This is a genomic window from Amycolatopsis sp. CB00013, from assembly GCF_001905755.1.
In the GTDB taxonomy this organism is placed as follows: Bacteria; Actinomycetota; Actinomycetes; order Mycobacteriales; family Pseudonocardiaceae; genus Amycolatopsis; species Amycolatopsis japonica.
In genome coordinates this window covers 854192-872831 of sequence record NZ_LIWC01000002.1, presented here as the reverse complement: position 1 = coordinate 872831, position 18640 = coordinate 854192, and the positions used below count along the sequence as shown (strand labels likewise).

Genomic DNA, 18640 nt, shown 5'->3' with positions numbered 1-18640 from the left:
GACGCAATGAAGGGGGCCTTCATGTACTTGAAATCAACGCGCGCGGCGGGCCAGCCGCTCCGGGTCCAGGATCAGCACGCTCTTGCCTTCGAGCCGCAGCCAGCCGCGGTGCGCGAAGTCGGCGAGAGCCTTGTTGACGGTCTCGCGCGAGGCGCCGACGTACTGGGCGATCTCTTCCTGAGTCAGGTCGTGGGTGACCCGCAGCAGGCCGGCCTCCTGGCTGCCGAAGCGCTGCGCGAGCTGCAGCAGCGCCCGCGCCACGCGGCCGGGGACGTCGGTGAAGATCAGCTCGGCGACCATGTTGTTCGTCCGGCGCAGCCTGCGGGCGACCACACGGAGCAGCTGCTCGGCGATCTCCGGGCGGGTGGAGATCCACTGCCGCAGCGCCGGGCGGTCCATCGTCACCGCGCGGACCTCGGTCACCGTCGTCGCGCTGGACGTCCGGGGGCCGGGGTCGAAAATGGACAGCTCGCCGAACATGTCGGACGGGCCGAAGATGCCCAGCAGGTTCTCGCGGCCGTCGGGTGACTTGCGGCCGATCTTCACCTTGCCGGACTGGATGATGTAAAGCTTGTCGCCGGGTTCACCCTCGTTGAAGATGACATGCCCGCGAGGGAACTCCACGGATTCCAAGGTCTGTGCCAGCGCCTCGGCGGCTGCCGGCTCAACACCCTGGAAAATGCCCGCTCGGGCCAGGGTTTCGTCCACCTCGGGTGCCTCCTCATCGAGATACGACGTCGATCCTCGTCGGGCGGGGACCGTGTCGTCGATCACTTTTCGCGTCAGTCTAGGTTGTGCGCGCGAGATCGCTCGTCGGCACGCCGAACGCGCGCGCGGGCCGGGAACGATCTCGCTCGAACGTGGAGCCTAACTCCGCACGCGTCGCGCGCGAAGCCTGGCCGCCTTCCCGCCCAGCCTGCGCAGCCGGAAAAGCTCGAGGGCGCGCCCGATGCCGTGCCCGTAAAGGGCCCTGACCTCGTTGGGCTGAGCCTGCTCGAGGAACTCCTCGACCTCGTTCTCCTGCACCGCGACGTGCTTGAGCCTGGTCTCCACGCGTTCCATGAACAGCGCGAAGAACATGATCACCAGGGGCACGAGGATGACGAACCAGACGGTCATGAGCCCTGCCCAGGGAATTCCGAAAAGTTGTGCATTACTCCAGATCCTCGCTCATGGCGTCCTCGATCGAAGCGCCGAGGTGGTGCTCTGGCGTGTCGGCCGTCGACCGGCGGGATGCTCCCACTGGCTCGTCCGATGGCGCCCGTAGGCTATCGGGGTGCCTCCTGCCCTCACCAATGCCCCCCGCGCGGGGGGCAAGGGTGAAAGCCGGCTCGCGTTGGTGAGACGCGCCAGGCGGATGAAGCGTTGCCTCGACGACGAGTTCCCCGACGCGCACTGTGAGCTCGACTTCACCACTCCGCTCGAACTGCTGGTCGCGGTCGTGCTTTCGGCACAGACCACCGACGTCCGCGTGAATCAGGTCACGCCCGCGCTCTTCGCGCGCTACCGGACCGCCGCGGACTACGCCGGCGCCGACCGCGCCGAACTCGAGGAGTACCTCCGCCCGACGGGTTTCTTCCGCGCCAAGGCGAATTCGGTGCTGGGACTGGGCGCCGCGCTGGTGGAGCGCTACGACGGCGAAGTACCCGGCAAGCTGAAGGACCTCGTCACGCTGCCGGGGGTCGGCCGCAAGACGGCCAACGTCGTGCTCGGCGACGCCTTCGGGGTCCCCGGGATCACCGTCGACACGCATTTCGGCCGCCTGGTCCGCCGCTGGGGCTGGACCGAGGAGGAGGACCCGGTCAAGGTCGAGCACGCCGTCGGCGAGCTGATCCCGCGCAAGGAGTGGACGCTCCTCTCGCATCGGACGATCTTCCACGGCCGCCGCGTCTGCCACGCCCGCAAACCGGCCTGCGGCGCCTGCCCGCTGGCCAAGATGTGCCCCTCGTACGGAACCGGCCCGACGGAATTCGAAGAGGCCGCGAAGCTGGTCAAGGGCGAAGAACGCGACCACATCCTGGATCTGGCGGCCCGCCGGTGACCAGGGTCACCAAACTGGCCCTCGGTGCCGCCGTGCTGGTGGTGGCCCTGATCGTCGCGTTGCTCACGACGCGGGACGGCCAGGCGCCCGCGAAGACGTCGGGGGATCTCAGGGCCGCGCGGGCGAAGGCCGCGCTCGCCCCTTGCCCGCCGCCTGGGCCCGGTGAGGTGGCGAAGCTGCGCGGTGTCGATGTCGAGTGCCTCGGCGACGGCTCCAGGGTCGACCTCGCCAAGGTGGTCTCGGGCGGTCCCGTGCTGGTCAACCTGTGGGCGTCGTGGTGCGAGCCGTGCCGGGCCGAGCTTCCGCTGCTCCAGCGGTACGCCGCGCAGCCCGGCGCCGCGCGGGTGCTCCTCGTCCAGGTCGCGAGCTCCGGCGCCGACGGGCTGGCGATGCTGGCCGAGCTGGGTGTCCGGCTGCCGTCCGTGTTCGACGGTGACGGACAGTCGGGGCCGGTGCGGACGGCACTGAAGGTCCCTTCCTCCCTGCCCGCGACGTACCTGGTCACGGCGGGCGGCGACGTCCGGCTCATCGAGAACCCACGCGTCTTCCTGAACACTGACCAGGTGCGCGCCGCTGTGGAAGGGACACCATGACCGGCCCCCTCGTGGACACCGACGCCGTGCCCGCCTGGCTGCAGCCGCTGGTCAAGATCAGTGGCGAGGTCGACGCGGCCACCTTCAGCCGGTTCAGCGTGCCGCCGGACGCGAGCTACCGGTCCGCGTCCGTCCTGATGCTCTTCGGCGAAGGCCCGCAGGGGCCGGACGTCCTGCTCCAACGCCGCGCGGACACCCTCGGCTCGCACGCGGGCCAGGTCAGCTTCCCCGGCGGGGGCGCCGAGCCGGAGGACGGCGGACCGGTCGGCACCGCGTTGCGCGAGGCGGAGGAGGAGACCGGCGTCGAGCCGGCGGGGGTGCTGCCGGTGGCGGTCTTCCCGGAGCTGTTCGTCCCGGTGTCCAGCTTCGCCGTCACGCCGGTGCTCGCCTACTGGCGGACGCCGTCGCCGGTGCACGCCGTCGACCCCGGCGAGACGGCGGCCGTGGCCAGGGTGCCGGTCGCGGAGCTCACCGATCCGGCCAACCGGTTCCAGGTCATGCGCAAGGGCTACGACTGGAAGGGCCCCGCGTTCGACGTCGGCGGGATGTTCGTCTGGGGTTTCACGGGCGGCCTGCTGGCGATGACGCTGGCGCTCGGCGGCTGGGAACGGGACTGGGACCACGGCGACGTCCGTGACCTTGACGTAGCGTTGGCCGAACATCAGGCGCGGGTCGACGGGCGGCAAGTGCCGGAGAAGGAGTAGGCGCCGGTGAACTGGGTCGACGTACTGGTGATCCTGCTCGCGCTGCTGGCGGGCGTGTCCGGCGCGTTCCAGGGGGTGATCATCGCCCTCCCCTCGCTGGTCGGGGTGGTGCTCGGCGCGCTCGCGGGGATCAAGATCGCGCCGCTGGTCGTGGAACTCTTCCAGCATCCGGCGGCGAAGGTCGCCTTCGCGGTGGCGACCGTGGTGTTCCTGGTCGCGCTCGGCGAGACCCTCGGGGTCTGGGCCGGCCGGAAGCTGCGGCAGAAGATCAATCCGGACAAGCTTTCCGGCGTCGACAAGACGCTGGGCGCGGTGGTGCAGGCCGCCGTGGTGTTCGTGGTCGCGTGGCTGATCGCGACACCGCTCACCGCCGTCTCGGGAGTGCCGGGGCTGGCGAAGTCGATCAACAGCTCGGTCGTGCTCGGCGGCGTCAACGACGTCATGCCCGAAGCGGCGCAAGGCTTCCCGAGCGAACTGCGCAAACTGCTGGACGCCTCGGGCTTCCCGTCCATTGTGGACCCGTTCCAGAAGCCGAACGTCGAGGACACCAGCCCGCCGGACACCGCGCTGCAGGCGAGCGCGATCGTCAAACAGGTGCACCGCAGTGTGGTGAAGATCCGCGGCAACGCGACCTCGTGCTCGCGGGCGCTGGAGGGCAGCGGTTTCGTCGTCGCGCCGCAGCGGGTGATGACGAACGCGCACGTGGTCGCGGGCACCGACGAGGTCGCCATCGAGTCGACCTCGGGCAAGTTCCCGGCCAGGGTCGTCTACTTCGATCCCGAGGCCGACGTGGCCGTGCTCGCGGTGCCGAGGCTGCAGGCCCCGGTGCTCCCGTTCACGCCGCGGGTCGCGCGCGCGGGCGACAACGCGATCGTGCTCGGCTACCCGCTCGACGGTCCGTACACCGCGACGCCGGCCAGAGTGCGCGGCCGGATCAACCTGCGCGGACCGGACATCTACGAGTCCAACACCGTGCAGCGCGACGTGTTCACCGTGCGCGGGCAGGTCCGCAGCGGGAACTCGGGCGGACCGATGATCAACCCCGATGGCGAGGTCATCGGGGTCGTGTTCGGTGCGGCCGTCGAGGATCCGGAGACCGGCTTCACGCTGACCTCGGAGCAGGTGCGGCCGGTGGTCGAGACGGCTCCGGCGCTGAGCGCGAACACCTCGACCGGGCCTTGCGCTAACTAGCGGCTTCGCGCCAGGAGGTCACGACCTCTTCCACGTCCAGCGGCCGTGCCCGCAGTACCGGACCGCCCGCCGGACGCCGGTGCTCGGCGCGGATCCGTTCGTTCAGGTCTTCGACGATCTCCCGCACCCGCGCCTCACGACGTACACGAGCCAAGGTGTCCGGCAGATCGTCGAGCTCCTTCGCGATCGCCAGCGAAGGCGGCAGCAGCGCCGAAACGTCGTGCCCCTCGGCGCGGACCTTGTTCACCACCCAGGCCAGCGCGGTGTCCTTGCCGTCGGTCTTCGGCAGCGGTTTCCCCGCGCCGGGAAGGTCGTCGAACTCGCCCTTCGCGGCGGCCGCGCTGACCTGCCTGTCCACCCAGGACTCGAACGACACGCCCGTCGGTTTGCGCTCGGTCATGCTTCCAGGATACGGAAAAAGTCCAGCAAGGCGGCCGACGTGCGGTCCGGGGCCTCCAGATGCGGGAAGTGCCCGATGCCCGGCCAGCGCTCGAGACGGGCGTCCGGGGCCCAGCGACGGGACGCCGCCGCGGTGTCGGGCAGGACGCACCGGTCCTCCTCGCCGTGCAGTTGCAGCACTCGGGGAGCGAAGCGGCCTCGCAGCGCTTCACTGAACCGGCGTCCTTCACCGCGGAACTGCGCGCGGAACGCCCATCGGTAGTACTCGAGCGCGCTGTGCGGCACTCCCGGCACGAGCATCGCCTGCCGGAACGCCCGCACGGCCTCGGCGAACTCCGCCGTGTCCGTCCACTGTGGACCAGACCAGGCGCGGAACAGCTCTTCGACGGCGAACGCGTCGTCCTTGACCAGCCATTTCTCCGGTGCCATCGGCACCTGGAAGCGGAACAGATGTCCCGAAGCGCGCAGCTGTCCCGGCCGCCGGACGGCGCTGCGCAACGCCAGCGGATGCGCGCCGCCCAGCACGCTGACCGACGAGACCAGCCGCGGGTGCAGCGCGCCGACCGTCCACGCGAGCATGCCGCCCCAGGCATGCCCGACGAGATGGGCCTTGCGCGCGCCGAGCGACTTGATCAGCCCGCCGACGTCGCCCGCGAGGGTCCAGGCGTCGTAGCCGCGCGGGGGTTTGTCGGAGTCGCCGTAGCCGCGCAGATCCACCGCGACCGCGCGGAAACCGGCGTCGGCGAGCGCGGTCAGCTGGTGGTGCCAGGTCCACCAGAACTCGGCGAACCCGTGCAGCAGCACGACCAGCGGCCCGTCGCCGAGTTCGGCGACGTGCAGCCGGATGCCGTTCGCCGAGACGTCACGATGGGTCCACGGACCGTCGATCCGGACGATCGACGGATCCGGTGTCGCCTGCACCGACTCGAAGACTTCTCAGTCGCGGTCCGCGGGCGCGTCGTCATGACGCGGCTTGAACGCGGCGGCGGTGTCCTTGAAGCTGTTGATCGTGCGCTCGGGCGCCTTGATCTTCTTCACCTTGCGGTAGCCCAGGAACCCCGCGACCGCCGTCGTGGCGAGCATCAGCCCGAACACGATCGCGAACGCCGCCCAGCGCATCAGCCACTCCGACAGCAGCTCGCCGAGGAAGAAAAAGAAGAAGAACGAGCTGTACAGCCCGACGACCAGCGCGACCAGGAAGAAGATGGCGCCCTTGAGGCCCTTCTTCGCCTCCGCGACGACCTCGGATTTGGCCAGCTCGACCTCGGCGCGGATCAGCGTCGAGACGTGCTGTGTGGCATCGCCGACGAGTTTCCCGAGGGACTGCTCGCTCGCTACCACGTCGTCATCGCTCGACAGGGGGAGGTAGGGCACGGCCCCCACGCCGTCGGGGCCGGTACGTTCGTGCTTGGGGCTGCTCACACCGGTCATCGTGCCACGTGCCCCGATCACGGGCGCGGCGGACCGGCGAGTGTCGCATTCTCAATCTTCGCGCGCGTGCACGCGGCTGCGGTGCAGCAGCATCGCGGCGGCCGAAAGCGAGGCGATGGCCGAGGCGATCAGCACCGCCGCCTTCGCCAGTTCGACGGCCTCCCCGTCGAGCGCGAGATCGGCGATCAGCAGGCTCACCGTGAACCCGACGCCGCCGAGCATCGACAGCGCCCCGATGTCACGCCAGCCCATCCCCCTGGGTTTCTCCGCGAGCTTGAACTTCACGGCGAGCAGGCTGGCGCCGAAGATCCCGATGAGCTTCCCGCCGACGAGCCCGACGAGCACGGCCAGCGGCAACGCGGTGGTGAACACCGCGCTGAGCGATTCGCCGTCCACTGTGATCCCGGCCGCGAACAGCGCGAACAGCGGTACCGCGACCGCGGCCGACCACGGCTGCAACCGGTGTTCGAGCCGGATCGCGGGCGCGTGCTCCTCGCCCTCGTCGGCGCGGACGCGGGTGAGCAGGCCGAGCGCGACGCCGGCGATGGTGGCGTGGATACCCGCCGAATGCACCGCGACCCAGGTGATCAAGGCCAGCGGCACGTAGATCCAGGCGCTGCGGACGCGACGGTGCTGCAGGTACGCGTACAGCGCGAGGGCGACGACGGCGACACCCGCGGCGACGAGGTCGAACTTCGCGGTGAAGAGGATCGCGATGAGCAGGATCGCGCCGAGGTCGTCGACCACCGCGAGCGAGAGCAGGAAGACCCTGGCGCTGCTCGGCAGGTTCGACGCGGTCAGGGCGAGCACGCCCAGGGCGAACGCGATGTCGGTGGCGACCGGGATGGCCCACGCGCGTTCGATGCCCGGGGTTCCCCAGCCCACGGAAAGGGCGACGAGCGCCGGCACGATCATGCCGCCGACCGCGGCGACCACCGGCAGGATCGCCTGTTTGAACCGGGAGAGTTCACCGACCACGAGTTCGCGTTTGAGTTCGAGCCCCGCGACGAAGAAGAACAACGCGAGCAGGCCGTCTTTCGCCCAGTCGCCGATCGTCAGGTTCAGATGCAGGAATTCGGGACCGAGCCGGAAATCGCGGATGGCGCGGTAACTGTCGTCAATGGGCGAATTCGCCCACAACAGGGCGATCGCGGTGGCGCCGAGCAGGATCATTCCGCCGGTGGTCTCCGTGCGGAGATAACGGGCGAACTCGGCGACGACGACTTTCGCGGGACGGTTCGGTCCGGACAAGACGACCTCCGGTTTTCGGCAACGACGAATACTGTTGCCGACCAGACTTCCCGGCGCACCTTGACACCATTTTAACGCCTGGAGCTGCGGAAATCTCGCGTTCATGACGGCGACCACAAGATCCATGCGGACGTCGGTGTCCCGTCCACATGGTGGGCTTCTAGCATGTCAACTGAAAACCGACAACGATGTCTTCGATAAGGACGGCATGGTGAGTACCTCTACCGAGGTCCAGCAAGACACGAGGTTCTTCGGGCACCCACGAGGGCTGGCGAACCTCTTCGGCGTCGAGATGTGGGAGCGTTTCTCGTACTACGGGATGCTCGGCATCCTCCCCATCTACCTCTACTACGAAGTCAGTCAGGGCGGCCTCGCGCTGCCGAAGGCCTCCGCGCTCGGCATCGTCGGCGCGTACGGCGGCATGGTCTACCTGTCGGCGGTGATCGGCGCCTGGGTCGCGGACCGCGTGCTCGGCTCCGAACGGACGCTGTTCTACAGCGCGATCCTGATCATGATCGGGCACATCAGCCTCGCCGTGCTGCCGGGGCTGGCGGGCATCGGCGTCGGCCTCGTCTGCGTGGCCGTCGGCAGTGGCGGGCTGAAATCCAACGCCACGGCCATCGTCGGGACGCTGTACGCCGCCGGTGACGAGCGCCGCGACGGCGGTTTCACCATCTTCTACATGGGCGTGAACATCGGCGGTTTCGTCGGGCCGCTGCTGACCGGCCTCGCGCAGAGCGAGATCGGCTTCCACGTCGGCTTCGGGCTCGCCGCGTTCGGGATGGCGCTCGGCCTGACCCAGTACACGATCGGCCGCAAGAACCTCGGTGAGAAGGCGAGCGAGATCCCCAACCCGCTGCCCGCCTCGCAGCGGCCGCTGGTCTTCGGCGGCACCGCGGTGGGTGTCGCGGCGATCGTGCTGCTCGTGGTGTTCGGCGTGATCAACCCCGGCAACCTCGTCGACGTCGTCGTCTGGGCCGTCGCGGTCATCTCGGTGATCTACTTCGTGGTGATCATCAGCAGCAAGAAGATCACCTCCGACGAACGCAGCCGGGTGTACTCGTTCATCCCGATGTTCATCGCGAGCGCCGCGTTCTTCTCGCTGTACCAGCAGCAGTTCACCGTGGTCGCGGCCTACACCGACGAGCGGCTGAACCGGACGATCTTCGGCTGGGAGATGCCGGTCGCGTGGGTCAACTCGATCAACCCCGTGTTCATCATCCTGTTCGCGCCGGTGATCGCGGCGATCTGGACGAAACTCGGCTCGCGGCAGCCGTCCTCGCCGATCAAGTTCGTGCTCGGCACGGTCACCATGGGCGTGGCGTTCCTGCTGTTCCTCCCGATGGTCGGCAGCGGCAAGAACGCGAGCCCGCTGCTCGCGCTGGCCGGCATCCTGTTCGTGTTCACCATGGCGGAACTGATGCTGTCGCCGGTCGGCCTCTCGCTGTCGACCAAACTCGCGCCGGAGGCGTTCCGGACGCAGATGGTGGCGCTGAACTTCCTGTCGATCTCGCTCGGCACGGCGATGTCCGGGAAGCTCGCCGAGTACTACACGGTCGACGACGAAGCGCCGTACTTCAGCATCGTCGGCGGCGTGGCCATCGTGGTCGGTGTGGCGCTCCTGGTGGCGACGCCGATGATCCGCAAGCTCATGAAGGGCGTTCACTGACGCACTTCTTCCCGCGCTGACGAGCGACCCTCGGAGGTGCTGAAAGGGCCCTTCACCGCATAGGACGCGGTGAAGGGCCCTTTCGCTGTCTTACGGCTCCAATCACGCGAGTTCGCCGTCTGATCACGCGTGTCGTCCCTCCGATCACGCGAGATCGCCGTCAGCCGACGGTGGTACCGAACAGCACGCCGACGTAGTACGTCACCAGCATCGTCAGCGCGCCCACGCCGACGTTCCGCGCGATCGCGCGGCCGGCCCGGGCGTCGCCGAGTTTCGCGCTGATGAACCCGGTCAGCGCCAGCCCGACCACGACGGCCGCCGCGCACGCCCAGACGCGGGCCGAGGTCGACGTCCACACGATCGCCAGCAACGGCAGCAGCGCGCCGACGGTGAACGCCACCAGCGAGGCCCACGCCGCCTGCCACGGGCTGGTCAGATTGTCCGGATCGATGCCGAGTTCGGCCTCGGCGTGCGCCTGCAGCGCGTCCTTTTCGGTCAGTTCGCGGGCGACCTCGGCGGCCAGTTCCGGGGAAAGGCCCTTGCCTTCGTAGATTTGCGCGAGTTCCCGTTCTTCGGCTTCCGGCATCTCTTTCAGTTCACGCTTTTCCAGCCGCAACTGTGCGCGTTCGGTGTCGCGCTGAGTGCTCACGGAGACGTATTCGCCGCCCGCCATCGAAAGCGCGCCCGCGACGAGCCCCGCGATTCCCGCGGTGGCGATCGTGGTGGAGTCCGTGGTCGCGCCCGCGACGCCGACCACGATGCCCGCCACCGACACGATCCCGTCGTTCGCGCCGAGTACCCCGGCGCGCAACCAGTTCAGTTTGCCGCCCAGATCCGCGTGCGGTTCGTGGGGATGTTCGGTCGATACCGTCTCGGTCACCGTTTCAGTGAAACACGGAAAACGGCGCGAGGCGAGTGGAAAGTGATTCGGTCAATTGAGGCAATCCTTATTCATTATTGCCTTACCTAAGTCGTGGGATACATTGCGGACATGGCGGAGGTGGTGATCCTGATCGGGTTGCAGGCGTCCGGGAAGTCGACGTTCTTCCGGCGGGTGTTCGCGGACACGCACGTCCATCTCAGCAAGGACCACTTCCCGAACGCCAAGCAACGGCAGCGGCGCCAGCTGCGGATGCTCGCCGAGGCACTCGAAGAAGGCCGTTCGGTGGTCGTGGACAACACCAACCCATCGCCGGAGGAGTGGACGCCGCTGATCGAGGTCGCGAGACGGCACGGCGCGCGCGTCTCCGGGTACTGGTTCCCGCCGGATCTCGAAGGTTCCCAAGAGCGCAACGCGCGGCGGAGCGGCAAAACCCGGGTGCCCGACGTCGGCCTGTATGCGACTCTCAAGCGGCTGCGGCGCCCGAGCGCCGAAGACGGTTTCGACGAGCTGTACACCGTCGGTTTCGACGGTGAGGGCGGTTTCGTCGTGGAGCGGGGGTGAACCATGGACGCCGGTGATTTCGAGGCACGGCATCGGGAACGCGAGTGGTTCCACGGGCTGACCGTACCGCCGGGAGCGTGGACGGTGCTCCGTGTCGACGGCCGGGGCTTCTCCAAGTTCACCGAGGCGCGGTTCGGGAAACCGTTCGATCCCCGGTTCGCCGACTGCATGGCCGAGGCGGCGAGCGCGTTGATGGCGGAGTTCGCTTCGCCTTACGTGTACACGGAAAGCGACGAGATCTCCCTCGTGCTGCCTCCCGCCGCCGACCTGTTCGGCCGGGGCGTGGAGAAGCTCGTGTCGATCTCCGCCGGGGTCGCGTCGGCCGCGTTCACCCACGCGGCCGGGGTGCCCGCGCACTTCGACGGCAGGGTCTGGCTCGGCACGACGACGGACGACGTCGTCGACTACTTCTCCTGGCGTCAGGCGGACGCGGCCCGCTGCGCGCTCAACGGCTGGTGCTACTGGATCCTGCGCAAGGCGGGGAAGTCGGCGAGTGAGGCCGGAGCGGCTCTCGAAGGCACCGGTGTCTCCGAGAAGAACGAACTGCTCTTCGCACACGGCGTCAATTTCGCCGAAGTCCCCGCCTGGCAGCGCCGCGGCGTCGGGCTGTACTGGGAGTCCTACGAGCGCACCGGTTTCGATCCGGTGCGAGAGGTCGAGGTCTCCGCGACCCGCCGCCGCGTCCGCGTCGACCGCGAGTTGCCGATGAAGGGCGAATATCGCGCCTTCCTGGGCGAGTTGCTTCAGCCGATCGGTTCGGGCAGCCGCCGCACCGAGTAGGCGAGTTCGATCGTCTCGCCGGTCGCGGGGTCGCCCAGTTCGACGCGCCAGGAGTCGGCGAACTGGTCGACGCCGTGCACCATCGGGATGGTCCCGGAGATCAGCACGGTGCCGGGGGCGTACAGATCGCGTTCGCGCAGCACGTCCAGCCAGTACGACGGCGGCAGCAGTTCCGCGAGTTTCCCTTGCTGGATCAGGGTTTCCCCGGCCCACGCGGACAGCGTGAGGTCGTCGAGCCGGTCCTGGACGTCGACGAGCCGCCAAGCCTTGGCGGCGAGGACGTCGGGGCCGGCGTTCTTGCTCCACGCGACGCCGTGCGCTTCGAGCGCGCGGTCGGTGTGGTCGCAGGCGGCGGTCAGGAGGACGTCCTCGGGCTCGGGGCCGGTGATGACGAGGGCCCATTCGGCCTCGCCGGAGGTCCGCTCGTGCTGCACCGGGACCTCGTCGGTCTGGCTCGCCAGGTACGGCGCGACCGGGTAGAGCGCCGGGATCACCGAAGGCGCGGGGACGCCGAGTTCGGCCAGTTCGGCCACGTGGGCGGCGACGTCCTCCTGGCTGCGACCGGCGTATCCGGCGTTCAGCAGCGTGTGGACCTCGGTCCGCCGCTCCTGGCCGTCGGGAAGGGTGAAACGCAGCTCAGGCATCTGTCCTCCGAGATTGGGGGTTGCGCATACAGCTTGTATACAAGGAGTATATCCGCAATTCAACCCCTCCCGGCGGGGTTGCGGACCTCCTACGGACGGATGTGGACATGACCTCACCAGCCGGTGACCGGCGTTCGTTGCACAAGGCCTTCGCGGCCAGCCTCTCGGGAACCGCGCTCGAGTGGTACGACTTCGCGGCCTACTCGGTGGCGGCCGCGACGATCTTCGGGCATCTCTTCTTCCCCTCGGAAGACCAGCTCGCGAGCACGATGGCGGCGTTCTCGACCTACGCGGTCGGCTATCTCGCCCGGCCGATCGGCGGGTTCCTCTTCGGCCGCCTCGGCGACGTGCTCGGCCGCAAACGCATCCTGGTCATGACGCTCGTGCTCACCGGTGTGGCGACGTTCCTCATCGGTGTCCTGCCCACGTACGAGACGATCGGCGGCTTCGCGGCGGTCCTGCTCGTGGCGCTGCGGTTCGCGCAGGGCGTCGGCATCGGCGGCGAATGGGGTGGCGCCGTCCTGCTGTCGAGTGAGTTCGGCGATCCGGGCAAACGGGGCTTCTGGGCTTCGGCCGCGCAGATCGGCCCGCCCGCGGGCAACCTGCTCGCCAACGGTGTCCTCGCCGTGCTGGCCGCGCTGCTCACCGAGGACCAGTTCAACGGCTGGGGCTGGCGGATCGCGTTCCTGCTGTCCGGCGCGCTCGTCGGGTTCGGGCTGTGGATCCGGCTCAAACTGGAGGAGACGCCGGTCTTCAAGCAGATCCAGGAGCGGGGCGAACGCTCGTCGGCGCCGATCTCCGAGGTCTTCCGCACCGAACGCCGCGCGCTCGTCGCCGCCGTGCTCATCCGCGTCTGCCCGGACGTGCTCTACGCGCTGTTCACCGTCTTCGTCCTCACCTACGTCACCACGCACACCGACCTCTCGCGCGGTGCCGGGCTGGCCGCGGTGATGATCGGTTCCGCGTTCCAGCTGATCCTGATGCCGCTGTTCGGCGCGCTTTCGGACCGCGTTTCCCGGCGCAAGATGTACCTGTTCGCGACCATCGCCGCCGGTATCTGGCCGTTCGTGTTCTTCCCGATGGTCAGCGGCGGATCGTTCGCGATGCTGGCGATCGGCATCGTGCTCGCGCTGGTCATCCACGCCGCGCTCTACGGCCCGCAGGCCGCGCTCGTCACCGAGCAGTTCTCGCCGCGCCTGCGCTACACCGGAAGTTCGCTGGCGTACACGCTCGCCGGCGTGATCGGCGGGGCGCCCGCGCCGCTGCTGTTCACCGCGCTCCTGGCCGGTTTCGACACCTGGCTCGCGATCGGGGCCTACCTGCTCGCGACCGCGGTGGTGACCATCATCGGGGTCGTGCTCGCCCATGACCCGGACCGCGAGGAGGCCGCCGCCATGGAGCCCGTGCGATGACCTGGACCGCGATGTCCACAGTGGAGGGTCTGCCGCTGATCGGAGGGCAGGGCCGGTTCCGGACGCTCGCGACGGCGGAAGGTGGCCTGGCGTATGAGATCCACTATCCGGCGGGCGTCGCTTCTCCCGTGCACAGCCACGATCACGACAGCATCGTTTACCTGATTTCGGGTTCGCTGCGCGGCACGCTCGACGGCGAGGAGGTGACGCTCGAAGCGGGCGGCACGATCGTCCATCCGCGCGGCGTTCCGCACAGCGTCGAGGCCATTGTGGACAGTCAGTGGGTCGAGTTCAAGACACCGCTGCCCACGCGGCCGCCGATCGCGGAATGAAAGAAACCGGGGCGGACACTGATATCCAGCGTCCGCCCCGGTCGGGAGGAAAGTCTCAGGCATCCAGCTCGGCCAGCGCCAGCTTCGCCTTCTCCAGCTCGGCTTCGAGCTGAGCCACCTTCGCGGCCTGCAGCTCGCGGGCGGCGTTGATGACCTCGTCGATCGGGCCCGACAGGTCCGCGTGCAGCTCCTTGGCGGCGCGGGACACGGCGGCGGCCGGGATCTCCAGGCCCTTCGCGACCCACTTCGCGCCGTTCTTGAGCTCGGCCTGCCACTCGCCGTCGGCGGTTCCGGTGACCGTGAGGGTCAGCTCGACGGTGCGGGTCTTCTTCGCCGTCGTGGCGACCTTCGGACGGCCGCGCTTGGGCTTGGGGGACTCCGCCGTGGCTTCTTCGGCGGGGGTCTCCGGGGTGCTCGAAGCCTCGGGGGTCTCGGCCTTGGCCTCGGCCGGGGCTTCGGTGGTCTCCGAGGTGGTCTCCGCCTGCGGCGTCGAGTCGACGGGCGCTTCGGTAGCCGCTTCTTCGGACACGGCGTCAGTGCGTGTCAAGGCATCCACGGTCATCGTCGGTGTCGTCTCCTTGCCCGGGTATGGGGTGGTACCCGGCACATCCTAGAACAGGCGTTCGAGTGAGGCGAACCGGGGTGTGGTAGGCGTGTCGGATGCGAGGAAAGGTCCTTTCCTCGCAAATTTTGCAAGGAAAGGACCTTTCATGGCGCGTGCGGGAGGGGTTACTCCTCGGACTTGCCGGACTTCAGGCCCGAAGAGATCAGGTCCATCACCGACGAGTCGGCCAGCGTGGTCACGTCGCCGACCTGGCGGTTCTCCGCGACGTCGCGCAGCAGGCGGCGCATGATCTTGCCGGACCGCGTCTTCGGCAGCTCCTGCACGACCAGGATCTGCCGCGGCTTCGCGATCGGGCCGATCTCCTTGGCGACGTGGTTGCGCAGCTCCTGGACGGCCGCGTCTCCGCCGTCCACGGCGTTGCCGCGCAGGATGACGAACGCGACGATGCCCTGCCCGGTGGTCGGGTCGGTCGCGCCGACGACGGCGGCCTCGGCGACCGTCGGGTGCGAGACCAGCGCCGACTCGACCTCGGTGGTCGAGATGCGGTGCCCGGACACGTTCATCACGTCGTCGACCCGGCCCAGCAGCCAGACGTCGCCGTCGGCGTCGTACTTCGCGCCGTCTCCGGCGAAGTAATAGCCCTGGTCGGCGAAGCGGGACCAGTAGGTCTCACGGAAACGCTGCTCGTCGCCCCAGATGCCGCGCAGCATGCCCGGCCACGGCTTGTCGAGCACCAGGTACCCGCCGCCGCCCTTGCCGACCTCGACGCCCTGGTCGTCGACGACCTTCGCCGAGATACCCGGCAGCGCCTTCTGCGCGGAGCCCGGCTTCGTGGCGGTGACACCCGGCAGTGGCGAGATCATGATCGCGCCGGTCTCGGTCTGCCACCAGGTGTCCACGATCGGCGCCGAGTTCGCGCCGATGTTCTCGCGGTACCAGATCCACGCCTCGGGGTTGATCGGCTCGCCGACGCTGCCGAGCACACGCAGCGACGACAGGTCGTACTTCTGCGGGATCTCGTTGCCCCACTTCATGAACGTGCGGATCAACGTGGGCGCGGTGTAGTAGATGGAGACCTTGTGCTGCTGCACGATCTCCCAGTGGCGGCCCTCGTGCGGCGTGTTCGGCGTGCCTTCGTAGACGACCTGGGTCGTCCGGTTCGCCAGCGGCCCGTACACGATGTACGTGTGCCCGGTGATCCACCCGATGTCGGCGGTGCACCAGTAGACGTCTTCGCCCGCCTTGTGGTCGAAGACGTTGTGGTGCGTGTACGCGGCCTGGGTCAGGTAGCCCCCGGAGGTGTGCAGGATGCCCTTCGGCTTCCCGGTGGTGCCGGAGGTGTAGAGGATGAAGAGCGGGTGCTCGGAGTCGAAGGCCTGCGGCGCGTGCTCCGCGGACTGGCCGTCGACCAGTTCGTGCCACCAGAGGTCGCGGCCTTCGGTGATCGGCACCTCTTCGCCGGTGCGGCGGACGACGATGACCTTCTCGACCGATTCGGCGCCTTCGAGCGCTTCGTCGACATTGGCCTTCATCGGGGCGGCCTTGCCGCGGCGGTACTGGCCGTCGGTGGTGATGACGATCCGCGCCGCCTGGTCGTCCACGCGGGAACGCAGCGCTGTCGGGGAAAAACCACCGAAGACGACACTGTGCAGGACGCCGATGCGGGCACACGCGAGCATCGCGACGATCGCTTCGGGCACCATCGGCATCTGGATGGCGACGCGGTCGCCCGCCTCGAGGCCCAGGGATTCGAGGGCGTTCGCCGCGCGGGAAACGTCGTCCTTCAACTGGGCGTAGGTGATGTCGCGGCTGTCGCCGGGCTCGCCGACCCAGTGGATGGCGACCTGGTCGCCGTGCCCGGAATCGACGTGGCGGTCCACGCAGTTGTAGGCGACGTTCAGCTTCCCGCCCACGAACCACTTCGCGACCGGCGCATTGGTCCAGTCCAGTACCTGCGACCACTTCGTTTCCCAGTGCAGACGCTCGGCCTGCTTGGCCCAGAACGCTTCCCGGTCGTCGTCGGCTTCGGCGTAGAAGTCGGCGGTGGCATTCGCTTGCGCGCTGAAAGCCTCACTCGGGGGGAAGGTCCTGCTCTCCGTGAGCAAATTGTCCAGCGCCGGCGACTGCTCGGTCATGGTGCGATGCCTCCTGTGTTTCGCGTGTCTTCACGCCCGTTGGCACGCTATCGACGTTACGACGCGAAGTAAAAGGTTGCATCGTGGTTGCGCTCGGCATTCACACGCTTGAGGACAAAGCGGTACGGACCGCCGGCCATTCTGGTCCGGTCAGGGAGTAGACGACGGTGTCGCGGATGGTTCCGTCCGGCCGCACGCGATGCGCGCGCAGCACCCCTTCCCTTTGCGCGCCGAGACGTTCGATCGCCTTCTGCGACTTGAGGTTGCGGATGTCGGTCTCCCACGAGACGCGGTTCGCGCCGAGGTCGTCGAAAGCGTGGCGCAGCAACAGGAGTTTCGACTCGCGGTTGAGCCCGGTCCGCTGCCATTCGGAACCGATCCAGGTGTAGCCGACGGAAACGATCTTGTGGCGCGCGTTCATCGCGTAGAACGACGTCGTGCCGGCGACCTCGCCGGTGCGCGCGTCGATCTGCGCCCAGGCGCGGCGGTCGGTGTCGGCGAGGATGCCTTCGACCATCGCTTCGGCCTCGGTGAGATCCGTCGGCTGCCGGAGGCTGAGCCAGGTCCAGATCGCCGGGTCGGAACCCGCCGCGAAGAGGCCCTTGGTGTGGTCGCGGGTGAGGGGTTCGAGGCGGACGCGTTCGCCGGTCAAGGTCGCATGGGAGGTCCAGTCGGTCACGATCTCGACGGTACGACCGGCAATGGCCTTACTGGATAGCCAGTTTCGAAGCATTCGAGAAGGCCACTACGGCGTTGCCTATGCTCGCGGGAACGATCGACGAAGGCGAGGCACCATGGCCGAAGAGCGGGAAGAGCTCACCTGGGAGTTGTTCGGGACGGCCAGCAGGGATCTGGCACAGGCCGTCGCCGACGACGGCTTCGAGCCGGACCTGATCCTGTCGATCGCGCGCGGCGGGCTGTTCGTCGCGGGTGCGCTCGGCTACGCGCTGGACGTCAAGAACCTGCACGTGATGAACGTCGAGTTCTACACCGGCGTCGACCAGCGTCTCGACCTGCCGGTGATGCTGCCGCCGGTGCCGAACGTCGTGGACCTGACGAAGAAGAAGGTGCTCGTCGCCGACGACGTCGCGGACACCGGTGCGACGCTGAAGCTGGTCCGCGACTTCTGCGCCGACCACGTCGCCGAGGTGCGCTGCGCGGTGGTCTACGAGAAGCCGCGCTCCGAGGTCAAATGCGAGTACGTCTGGAAGCACACGGACCGGTGGATCAACTTCCCGTGGTCGGTGCAGGCGCCCGTGGTGCGGCGCGCGGGTCAGGTGCTGGACGCGTGACGGATCCGCTGAAGCCGCTGCTGGATCTCGAAGGGGTCGCGGCGGCCGCGAAATCGGCTCAGGACGCTGTCTTCGCCGTCCACCGGCTGCCCGCCAACCTGCGCGGCGGCGCGGCGACGGCCGCCGAAGCCTCCGTGCGGTCGGCGCGGGCGTCGGCCGGGATCGAGGGCGCCGCGCCCGAACTGCCGGAATCCGGTGAGGTGACCGATCCGGTGCTGGCGGGCGCGCTGCGGGTCGCGGAAGCGCTCGAAGGACTGCTCCCGACGTGGCGGCGCGCACCGCTGCAGGCGTTGGCGCGTTTGCACGTTCTCGCCGCGTCGGATCTGGTGACGGATCTCGACGCGCTGGGGCGGCCGCGGTCGTCCGGTGACGTCGGGCCGCGGCTGGAGCTGCTGGCGCAACTGGTCACCGGCGCGACGTCGGTGCCGGGTCCGGTGCTGACCGCCGTCGTGCACGGGGAACTGTTGGCACTCAAGCCTTTCGGCTCGGCGGACGGCGTCGTCGCGCGGGCGGCGGCGCGGCTTTCGGCGGTGGCGACCGGGCTGGACCCGAAGGCGCTGACGGTGCCGGAGGTCGCGTACTTCCGGCGGGTGCCGAAGTACCTCGAAGCCGCTACGGGCTTCTCCAGCGGGACTCCCGACGGCGTCCGCGCTTGGCTGCTCTTCTCGTGCGAAGCGTTCGAGGCGGGCGCTCGCGAGGCGAAGTCCATCTCCGACGCCGCCGGCTGACTCCCCGCGTTTCGTCCTCTGAATGCGGT

Annotated in this window: 22 protein-coding genes; 11 read left to right on the top strand and 11 right to left on the bottom strand. The window is 68.7% G+C overall.

Annotated elements, in window-relative coordinates; genetic code table 11:
• Window positions 1-33 precede the first annotated feature (33 nt).
• Both AMK34_RS14160 and AMK34_RS14155 read right to left on the bottom strand, forming a co-directional pair.
• The gene (locus tag AMK34_RS14160; protein WP_003081747.1) at window positions 34-708 is read right to left on the bottom strand and encodes a Crp/Fnr family transcriptional regulator; all 675 of its coding nucleotides are present in this window, start codon (window positions 706-708) and stop codon (window positions 34-36) included.
• 159 nt (window positions 709-867) lie between these two features.
• Window positions 868-1119 carry a hypothetical protein gene (locus tag AMK34_RS14155; RefSeq protein ID WP_005166943.1) on the bottom strand — a complete coding sequence of 84 codons (252 nt, stop codon included), beginning with the start codon at window positions 1117-1119 and terminating at the stop codon, window positions 868-870.
• Between the two features lie 238 nt (window positions 1120-1357).
• On the opposite strand from AMK34_RS14155, the gene nth reads away from it, so the two are divergent.
• Genes nth through AMK34_RS14135 form a run of 4 tightly spaced genes read left to right on the top strand, consistent with a single transcriptional unit; the run spans window position 1358 to window position 4529 of the window.
• Window positions 1358-2041, top strand: a complete 684-nt coding sequence (nth, locus tag AMK34_RS14150) for an endonuclease III (RefSeq protein WP_038521054.1) — start codon at window positions 1358-1360, stop codon at window positions 2039-2041.
• A complete protein-coding gene (locus AMK34_RS14145; RefSeq protein ID WP_073845680.1) occupies window positions 2038-2634 on the top strand; it encodes a TlpA family protein disulfide reductase in 597 nt (198 codons plus the stop codon). Before nth ends, AMK34_RS14145 begins: the two co-directional genes overlap by 4 nt.
• Window positions 2631-3338, top strand: a complete 708-nt coding sequence (locus AMK34_RS14140) for an NUDIX hydrolase (protein WP_038521049.1) — start codon at window positions 2631-2633, stop codon at window positions 3336-3338. Before AMK34_RS14145 ends, AMK34_RS14140 begins: the two co-directional genes overlap by 4 nt.
• A gap of 6 nt (window positions 3339-3344) precedes the next feature.
• The gene (locus AMK34_RS14135; protein ID WP_038521046.1) at window positions 3345-4529 is read left to right on the top strand and encodes a MarP family serine protease; all 1185 of its coding nucleotides are present in this window, start codon (window positions 3345-3347) and stop codon (window positions 4527-4529) included.
• Here the strand turns inward: AMK34_RS14135 and AMK34_RS14130 are convergent.
• The 4 genes from AMK34_RS14130 to nhaA are packed head-to-tail and all read right to left on the bottom strand — an operon-like array spanning window position 4522 to window position 7610.
• Entirely contained in the window at window positions 4522-4929 is a 408-nt protein-coding gene (locus tag AMK34_RS14130) for a J-domain-containing protein (RefSeq protein ID WP_038521044.1), read from the bottom strand. The genes AMK34_RS14135 and AMK34_RS14130 overlap by 8 nt on opposite strands.
• Window positions 4926-5849 (bottom strand): alpha/beta fold hydrolase, encoded by a 924-nt coding sequence (locus AMK34_RS14125; protein ID WP_073845678.1) that lies wholly within the window; start codon window positions 5847-5849, stop codon window positions 4926-4928. Before AMK34_RS14125 ends, AMK34_RS14130 begins: the two co-directional genes overlap by 4 nt.
• A 15-nt stretch (window positions 5850-5864) precedes the next feature.
• On the bottom strand, window positions 5865-6359 hold the full coding sequence (locus tag AMK34_RS14120; RefSeq protein WP_016337874.1) for a phage holin family protein: 495 nt from the start codon (window positions 6357-6359) through the stop codon (window positions 5865-5867).
• A gap of 51 nt (window positions 6360-6410) precedes the next feature.
• Complete coding sequence (nhaA, locus tag AMK34_RS14115; protein WP_073845676.1) at window positions 6411-7610, bottom strand: Na+/H+ antiporter NhaA; 1200 nt, start codon at window positions 7608-7610, stop codon at window positions 6411-6413.
• Between the two features lie 208 nt (window positions 7611-7818).
• On the opposite strand from nhaA, the gene AMK34_RS14110 reads away from it, so the two are divergent.
• Window positions 7819-9279: a peptide MFS transporter gene (locus AMK34_RS14110; protein ID WP_083649859.1), complete on the top strand. Its 1461-nt coding sequence runs from the start codon at window positions 7819-7821 to the stop codon at window positions 9277-9279.
• Window positions 9280-9439: 160 nt separating this feature from the next.
• Here AMK34_RS14110 and AMK34_RS14105 read toward each other — a convergent pair whose 3' ends face one another.
• Entirely contained in the window at window positions 9440-10159 is a 720-nt protein-coding gene (locus AMK34_RS14105; RefSeq protein ID WP_037335059.1) for a VIT1/CCC1 transporter family protein, read from the bottom strand.
• Window positions 10160-10270: 111 nt separating this feature from the next.
• Here AMK34_RS14105 and AMK34_RS14100 point away from each other — a divergent pair, with 111 nt between their 5' ends.
• Both AMK34_RS14100 and AMK34_RS14095 read left to right on the top strand, forming a co-directional pair.
• The gene (locus AMK34_RS14100) at window positions 10271-10723 is read left to right on the top strand and encodes an AAA family ATPase (RefSeq protein ID WP_198941679.1); all 453 of its coding nucleotides are present in this window, start codon (window positions 10271-10273) and stop codon (window positions 10721-10723) included.
• Between the two features lie 3 nt (window positions 10724-10726).
• Window positions 10727-11503 (top strand): tRNA(His) guanylyltransferase Thg1 family protein, encoded by a 777-nt coding sequence (locus tag AMK34_RS14095; RefSeq protein ID WP_073845674.1) that lies wholly within the window; start codon window positions 10727-10729, stop codon window positions 11501-11503.
• On the opposite strand, the gene AMK34_RS14090 is transcribed toward AMK34_RS14095, so the two are convergent.
• On the bottom strand, window positions 11467-12147 hold the full coding sequence (locus tag AMK34_RS14090) for a DUF2848 domain-containing protein (RefSeq protein WP_037335066.1): 681 nt from the start codon (window positions 12145-12147) through the stop codon (window positions 11467-11469). The two genes, AMK34_RS14095 and AMK34_RS14090, sit on opposite strands and share 37 nt — an antisense overlap.
• Before the next feature lie 107 nt (window positions 12148-12254).
• Between AMK34_RS14090 and AMK34_RS14085 the strand changes: the two genes are divergently transcribed.
• On the top strand, window positions 12255-13559 hold the full coding sequence (locus tag AMK34_RS14085; protein ID WP_073845672.1) for an MFS transporter: 1305 nt from the start codon (window positions 12255-12257) through the stop codon (window positions 13557-13559).
• Window positions 13556-13891 (top strand): cupin domain-containing protein, encoded by a 336-nt coding sequence (locus AMK34_RS14080; RefSeq protein WP_073845670.1) that lies wholly within the window; start codon window positions 13556-13558, stop codon window positions 13889-13891. The genes AMK34_RS14085 and AMK34_RS14080 overlap by 4 nt, the downstream gene beginning before the upstream one ends.
• Window positions 13892-13946: 55 nt before the next feature.
• Here AMK34_RS14080 and AMK34_RS14075 read toward each other — a convergent pair whose 3' ends face one another.
• The 3 genes from AMK34_RS14075 to AMK34_RS14065 form a co-directional block, all read right to left on the bottom strand.
• Complete coding sequence (locus AMK34_RS14075) at window positions 13947-14453, bottom strand: DUF6319 family protein (protein ID WP_037335074.1); 507 nt, start codon at window positions 14451-14453, stop codon at window positions 13947-13949.
• A 167-nt stretch (window positions 14454-14620) separates the two neighbouring features.
• Window positions 14621-16591 (bottom strand): acetate--CoA ligase, encoded by a 1971-nt coding sequence (acs, locus tag AMK34_RS14070; RefSeq protein WP_073845668.1) that lies wholly within the window; start codon window positions 16589-16591, stop codon window positions 14621-14623.
• A gap of 100 nt (window positions 16592-16691) precedes the next feature.
• Entirely contained in the window at window positions 16692-17270 is a 579-nt protein-coding gene (locus tag AMK34_RS14065) for a GNAT family N-acetyltransferase (RefSeq protein WP_038521019.1), read from the bottom strand.
• Between the two features lie 115 nt (window positions 17271-17385).
• Here AMK34_RS14065 and AMK34_RS14060 point away from each other — a divergent pair, with 115 nt between their 5' ends.
• Together AMK34_RS14060 and AMK34_RS14055 are read left to right on the top strand one after the other, a co-directional pair.
• A complete protein-coding gene (locus AMK34_RS14060; RefSeq protein WP_007028464.1) occupies window positions 17386-17883 on the top strand; it encodes a phosphoribosyltransferase in 498 nt (165 codons plus the stop codon).
• Window positions 17880-18611, top strand: coding sequence for a hypothetical protein (locus tag AMK34_RS14055; RefSeq protein WP_037335083.1), 732 nt, complete (start codon window positions 17880-17882; stop codon window positions 18609-18611). The genes AMK34_RS14060 and AMK34_RS14055 overlap by 4 nt, the downstream gene beginning before the upstream one ends.
• Window positions 18612-18640: the final 29 nt, after the last annotated feature.